The sequence below is a fragment of the Nocardioides sp. genome (assembly GCF_050699375.1).
GTDB lineage: Bacteria > Actinomycetota > Actinomycetes > Propionibacteriales > Nocardioidaceae > Nocardioides.
Genome location: NZ_JBOHDN010000273.1, coordinates 1 through 6,269, shown reverse-complemented (window position 1 = coordinate 6,269; position 6,269 = coordinate 1). Strand labels below are relative to the sequence as shown.

7 protein-coding genes are annotated in these 6,269 nt (G+C 67.8%); 4 read left to right on the top strand and 3 right to left on the bottom strand.

What is annotated here, in order from left to right; genetic code table 11:
- Positions 1–120: 120 nt before the first annotated feature.
- Entirely contained in the window at positions 121–819 is a 699-nt protein-coding gene (locus ACRDPS_RS19765) for an alpha/beta fold hydrolase (RefSeq protein WP_431503371.1), read from the bottom strand.
- Between the two features lie 710 nt (positions 820–1,529).
- On the opposite strand from ACRDPS_RS19765, the gene ACRDPS_RS19760 reads away from it, so the two are divergent.
- The 4 genes from ACRDPS_RS19760 to ACRDPS_RS19745 all read left to right on the top strand — a co-directional run bounded on the left by ACRDPS_RS19760 (position 1,530) and on the right by ACRDPS_RS19745 (position 4,565).
- Positions 1,530–2,552: an LLM class flavin-dependent oxidoreductase gene (locus ACRDPS_RS19760; protein ID WP_431503370.1), complete on the top strand. Its 1,023-nt coding sequence runs from the start codon at positions 1,530–1,532 to the stop codon at positions 2,550–2,552.
- A gap of 107 nt (positions 2,553–2,659) precedes the next feature.
- Positions 2,660–3,157 carry a DUF4919 domain-containing protein gene (locus ACRDPS_RS19755; RefSeq protein WP_431503369.1) on the top strand — a complete coding sequence of 166 codons (498 nt, stop codon included), beginning with the start codon at positions 2,660–2,662 and terminating at the stop codon, positions 3,155–3,157.
- Between the two features lie 266 nt (positions 3,158–3,423).
- Entirely contained in the window at positions 3,424–3,726 is a 303-nt protein-coding gene (locus ACRDPS_RS19750; RefSeq protein ID WP_431503368.1) for a hypothetical protein, read from the top strand.
- A 47-nt stretch (positions 3,727–3,773) separates the two neighbouring features.
- Positions 3,774–4,565 (top strand): class I SAM-dependent methyltransferase, encoded by a 792-nt coding sequence (locus tag ACRDPS_RS19745; RefSeq protein ID WP_431503367.1) that lies wholly within the window; start codon positions 3,774–3,776, stop codon positions 4,563–4,565.
- 3 nt (positions 4,566–4,568) lie between these two features.
- Here the strand turns inward: ACRDPS_RS19745 and ACRDPS_RS19740 are convergent, their stop codons facing one another.
- Entirely contained in the window at positions 4,569–5,261 is a 693-nt protein-coding gene (locus ACRDPS_RS19740; protein ID WP_431503366.1) for a methionine ABC transporter permease, read from the bottom strand.
- On the bottom strand, positions 5,261–6,269 hold a 1,009-nt coding region (locus ACRDPS_RS19735), incomplete at its 5' end, for a methionine ABC transporter ATP-binding protein (protein WP_431503365.1). The genes ACRDPS_RS19735 and ACRDPS_RS19740, both read right to left, overlap by 1 nt.

The following is a 6,269-nucleotide window of genomic DNA, read 5'->3' as shown; positions in this document are numbered from 1 at the left end:
CCATGGCACGCACTGGGCGGCGTTGCCCCCGCTCGAAAGACCCCGGTATGCCTTCGCAGGGGCGCCTTGCCCAGCACGCACCCTGACGACGGACCAGGGACGAACTATCGGCTCAGACCACTAGCCGATGCTCTGAGCGATGCTCTGCTCGATGATGGCCGAGAGCTCGGCGGGCTTGGTCAGCTGCGGCCAGTGGCCGGTGGGCAGGTCGACATAGGTGACGTTCTTGTGCTTCGCGATGGCCGCGACCGGCTCCGCGCCGTCGGCGACCCACTCCCGGAGGTCGGCGGCCCGGTACTCGGGACAGACGAACACTGCCGGGACCGTGTAGCGCCGCTCGTCGCCGAGCACGAACGGCTCGGAAGTCAGGCTGGCAGGGGAGGGCCGCAGCAGCGCCTCGAAGCTCGCGCGGTCGAGGTCGCGTACGTCTGCCTCGTCGAACTCCTCCCAGGGCACCGGCGGCAGATCGGCGCCGTCGGTGGCGAAGTTCTTGGCCGGGATCATCCCGGACTCAGCGGGCCAGCCTCCGACGTAGACCACGGCGGCGACCGTGTCGACGCGGGCGTCGAGGGCCGCCCCGGCCACCGCGCAACCCATCGAGTGTCCGACGAGCACCACCGGCCCGGTCGACTCGTCGATGGCGGCGACGACCGCATTCACCTGATCGGCGACATGCACGCCGGACCGGTCCGTCTCCGCGGAGGCGAGGCCGGGCAGGGTGAGCGGTCGGGCGGTGTGACCGGCGCCGGTCAGGTGGGGGACGACGAGGTCCCACGAGGATGCGTCGAGCCAGAGTCCGGGTACGAGAACGATGTCCATGGATTCATTCTCTGCCGGGTTGCGGACGATCCACTTCCGCCTCCGGGAAGGCGTTCGAACAAAAGAACGGTGACCACCGCAGAGCGGTGGTCACCTCATCTGGACGCCCGAGACAGCTGACGTCAGGTATCGATCAGCGAGCTCCAGCGACCTCCAGTAGCTCCGCGACCTCGTGGGCGCGGCAGTCGCAGGCGGAGTCGCATGGCAAGAAGCGATGACGTGCGTGCCCACACTCGCGGCACGGCATGTCGTGAGAAAGCGTGAAGCTCTGCACCTCAACGGTGTCCCACATTATTAATTCATCCCCCAGAGATGGTGATTGGTGTTTATCAGGAATCTGCCTGATATGTAACACGATAAACCTCAACTTTGGAAGGGGGTGGACAACACGCCGAGACATTGTTTTCCCTGGTCAGTCGACCGATATGAATATTCGGTCGACCGATAGATAAACTCATAAGGGTCCCCTGTGGGCGGGATGTGGACGTCCGCTTTACCGCTCGTACGCTGCCGTTGCGCCGTGTGGACGGAATGAAAGAAGAACACCTCTCGGCGTGTCACCGCCGACAGCATCGTGTGACCGCGGCCACAGTTCTTCGCTCCAGAACCGGACGACCCGCGAAGCGGCGCCATGAACCCAGAGGGGCACGGATCGACAGATCGACCGCCGCGGCAGGAATCCCGCGGACCGGTTGAGCGTTGAACTACCCATGAAGAAGATCGGATTCTTGTCGTTCGGCCACTGGACGCCGTCTCCCCACTCCCAGACGCGGTCGGCCGGCGACGCCCTCCGCCAGGGAATCGACCTCGCGGTCGCGGCCGAGGAGCTCGGCGTCGACGGTGCGTACTTCCGGGTCCATCACTTCGCCCGTCAGTACGCCTCCCCGTTCCCGTTGCTCGCAGCGATCGGGGCCCGCACCTCCAAGATCGAGATCGGCACGGGCGTCATCGACATGCGCTACGAGAACCCGCTCTACATGGCCGAGGACTCCGCTGCCGCAGATCTGATCGCCGGAGAGAGGCTGCAGCTCGGGATCAGCCGCGGGTCACCCGAGCAGGTGATCGAGGGCTGGCGCTACTTCGGTTATGACCCCGGCGACAGCGCCTCCGAGGCCGATATGGCGCGTGCCCACACCGAGACCTACCTCAAGATCATCGAGGGTGCGCAGTTCGCCGAGCCCAACCCGCGCCCGATGTTCCCCAACCCGCCCGGGAAGCTCCGCGTCGAGCCCTACTCCGAGACGCTGCGAGACCGGATCTGGTGGGGTTCGAGCTCGCTGGCGACGGCCCGTTGGGCAGCCGGGCTGGGCATGCACCTACAGAGCTCGACCCTCAAGAACGACGAGAACGGCAAGCCCTTCCACGTCCAGCAGCGTGAGCAGATCGAGGCCTACCGGGAGGCCTGGAAGGAGGCCGGCCACGAACGCGAGGCGCGGGTCTCGGTCTCGCGGTCCATCTTCGCGCTCGTGAACGAGGAGGACCGCCGCTACTTCGGCCTCGACCGGCAGGCCACGGACCAGGTCGGCAACATCGACGACCAGACCCGGGCCATCTTCGGTCGCTCGTACGCCGCCGAGCCCGACGTCCTGCTCAAGGAGCTGGCCGAGGACGAGGCGATCCAGGCCGCGGACACGCTGTTGCTCACCGTCCCGAACCAGCTCGGAGTCGACTACAACGCCCATGTCCTGGAGAGCATCCTGACCCACGTGGCACCTGGCCTCGGCTGGCGGTAGGATCTTGCGTTCTCGGGTCACAAAAGGGCGCATAATCGATGTTAATCGCCCCACGCGACCTCCCGATTGGTTAGCGTGCAGGCGACCGTTACTCAAAGGGGACTCTGTTGGCAACCTACGCCGAGCTGCTCGACAACAATCTTCGTGACCCTGGCCCGGAGTCGCTGAGGGCTCTGCGTGAGGCGATCCTCGAGGCTCCCAACTTCCGGCCCGACCTCGAGATCACCGAGATGGTCGCTCCGATGATGTCGGTCGGCGACTATGCCGGCGCCGTTGCCGCGGTTCACGGGCTGATGCCCGGTGCGATCTTCAGCCCGTCGGCCCACGCCGCGCTCGCCGATGCTCAACGCGGTCTCGGCAACTTCGAGCAGGCCCAGCGCGAGGCGGCTCTCGCTCAGGCCGCGCTCGACAGCATCATCAGCACCGGCGAAGGCACCGAGGCCGCGCCCTGGTCGGTGCTGAGGACCAGCGATGCGTACGACGTCGTGCTGGCCTCGGGCAAGACCCCGCGCTCGCAGGTCGCGGTCGGAAAGCTCGACCGGATCGTCTGCACCGACTCGACGGTGTGGTTCTTCGACACCAGCACCGCACTCGCTCGCACCTGAGAGATTGCGCGGGTAGGGCCGTCGTCGCGAGCGTCGCGAGCGTCGCGAGACCGGTGTCCTGGCAAGGCGGAGCCACGAAGGCGGTCTGGTTGCACCGTCGAGTGGCGACAACGCAGCCAGAGGCCACTTCGTTCAGACCTCGGTATCGCGGCGCGCAGCAGGCGGCCCTACCCGCGCAATCTCTGAACCGATTGTTCACCGGCTTGTTGCCGGTAGGGACGGCCTGCGTCGAGTTCCTGACGGGACCGGCGCGCACGCTCGTGAGCATGATGAGTCGTGCCTTGCGGATTCTGCTCGCCGGGATGGTCGCCGTCGTGTTCGCCTCCGTGGCGCTGGCCTCGCCCGCGTCGGCGCAGGGGCCGGGGACCGCCGATCAGGGACAGGTCGCATTCGAGAACAGGCAGTTAGACCCCGAGGACGCTCGGCCGGGCGGCGGTGCGGCACCGTTCGAGACCGGCCTGGTGATCGCGGCCAACACGGTGCTGCTCGGCGCGCTCGTCGGCGGCGTCATCTGGGGACGCCGCCGGCTCGGCTGCGCCGATGCTCGCCTCCCCTGGTTGTCCACATAACGATATTTCCATCTCATCTATCGGGATTCCCTGCGTAAGGTCGGCGCATGTCGACCTACACCCACGGCCACCACGAGTCGGTTCTGCGCTCACACAGGTGGCGTACGGCGGAGAACTCCGCTGCCTACCTGCTGCCGCACCTGAACCCTGAGCAGCGGCTCCTCGACGTGGGTGCGGGACCGGGCACGATCACGCTCGACCTCGCCGCCCGGGTCGCTCGGGTGACCGCGACCGAGGTCGGGGAGCCGGAGATCGGGCTCTCGCGGCAGGAGGCCGAGACCAGAGGAGTCACCAACATCGACTTCCGGGTGGAGGACGTGCACGCGCTGAGCATCGAGGACGATGCGTACGACGTGGTCCATGCCCATCAGGTGCTCCAGCACGTGGCCGACCCGGTGCAGGCGCTGCGGGAGATGGGTCGGGTGACGAAGCCCGGCGGTCTGGTGGCGGTGCGGGACAGCGACTACGCGGGGTTCGTGTGGTGGCCCGAGTCGAGTGAGCTGACCGAGTGGATGCGGCTCTACCAGTCGGCCGCGCGAGCCAACCGCGGCGAGCCGGACGCCGGGCGTCGACTGGTCTCCTGGGCGCGCGAAGCCGGGTTCAGCGACCTCACCGCCACCTCGAGCACCTGGTGCTTCGCCGACCCCGAGGACCGCGCCTGGTGGGGCGGGCTCTGGGCCGACCGGTTCACAGACTCGGCGATCGCCCGCCAGATCGTCGACTCACGGATCGCCACGACCGCCGACCTCGCCCGGGTCGCGGCCGGGTGGCGGTCGTGGGCTCAGGCCGAGGACAGCTGGTTCTCCGTCCTCCACGGCGAGATCCTGGCCCGCGCCTGAGGATCAGCGCCGCAGGATCCTCGACGAGACCGTGTTGCCGAGCAGCTGGATGACCTGGACCAGGGCAACCAGGATGATCACGCAGGCCCAGGTGACCGCTTCGTCGTACTGGCGGTAGCCGAAGGTCTGAGCGAAGCTGCCCAGGCCGCCACCGGCGATCAGGCCGGCGACCGCTGACATGTCTACGACCGCGACGAAGGCGAAGGTGTATCCGAGGATGATCGGCGCCAGCGCCTCGGGCACGACGACCGTCGCGGCGATCCGTGCACGCGAAGCGCCCATGGCGCGTGCGGCCTCGACTACGCCCGGCGGGACGGTCACGAGATTCTGCTCGACGATCCGGGCGATGCCGAACATCGAGGCCAGGATCAACGAGAAGACGACAGCCGGTGTGCCTATGCCGGTGCCGACGACAAGCCGCGCGGCCGGCTGGACGGCTGCGATGAAGATGATGAACGGGATCGGCCGGAAGAAGTTGACCAGCAGATTCAGCACGGTCGAGACGACGACGTTCTGATAGAGCCCGCCCTTGCGGGTCAGGTAGAGCCCAAGACCCAGGACGAGCCCGAGGGTGCCACCGATCAGCATGGTCAGGGCGACCATGAGGAGCGTCTCGCCGGTGGCCTGCCAGATGTCCGGCCACAGCTCGCCGATGCGGGTGTCGGTCGGTAGAGCGGTGTGGAGAGCGGTCAGCATCACAGCTCCTTCGCGGGGACGAGGGCGGCCAGCTCGCGTACGGCCTCGGTGACCTCGGCCGCGGGGCCGTCGAGGGAGAGGGTCAGGTTGCCGAAGGTGGCGCCCTGGATCTCCTCGATGCCGCCGAAGACGAGCTCGAAGGCGATGCCGCGCCGGAGCAGGACGGCGAAGATGTCGGTCTGGCGCGGGCCACCGTCGCGCAGCTCGAGCTTCACGAAGCGCCCCGGGTGACGGGACCGGAGAGCGGCGAGCGCCTCCGCGTCGGGCTCGTCGTCGACGACGGTGCCGACGAAGCGCCGGGTGACCGGCTGCTGCGGTGCCGAGAAGACGTCGTAGACGGCGCCGGACTCGACGATCCTGCCGTTCTCCATGACCGCGACGTGGTCGGCGAGCTCACGCACGACCTCCATCTCGTGGGTGATCGCCACGATCGTCGTGCCGAACTCCTCGTTGACCCGCTTGAGCAGCTGCAGGACCTCGTGGGTCGTCTCCGGGTCGAGCGCGCTGGTGGCCTCGTCGGCGAGCAGGAGCGAGGGGTTGGTGGTCAGCGCGCGGGCGATGCCGACGCGCTGCTTCTGTCCGCCCGACAGGTTGCGCGGGTAGGTGTGCGCCTTGTCGGGGAGCCCGACGAAGTGGAGCAGCTCGGAGATCCGGCGCTGCTGCTCGGCCTTGGCGACCCCAGCGACCTGCAGCGGGTAGGCCAGGTTTCCCCAGACCGTACGTGACTCGAAGAGGTTGAACTGCTGGAAGATCATCCCGATGCCGAGGCGGATCGGCCGCAGCTTCCGCTCGTTGAGGCCGACCAGCTCGGTGCCACCGACCTGGATCGAGCCCGAGGTCGCGGGCTCGAGGCCGTTGAGCAGCCGGACCAGGGTCGACTTGCCGGCACCGGAGTAGCCGACGATCGCCTGGACGTCACCGGGGGAGACGTCGAGGTCGACGTCGTCGACCGCGTGGACCGTCTCTCGGCCCTTGCTGCCGGGATAGGTCTTGGTGACGCCGCGGAGC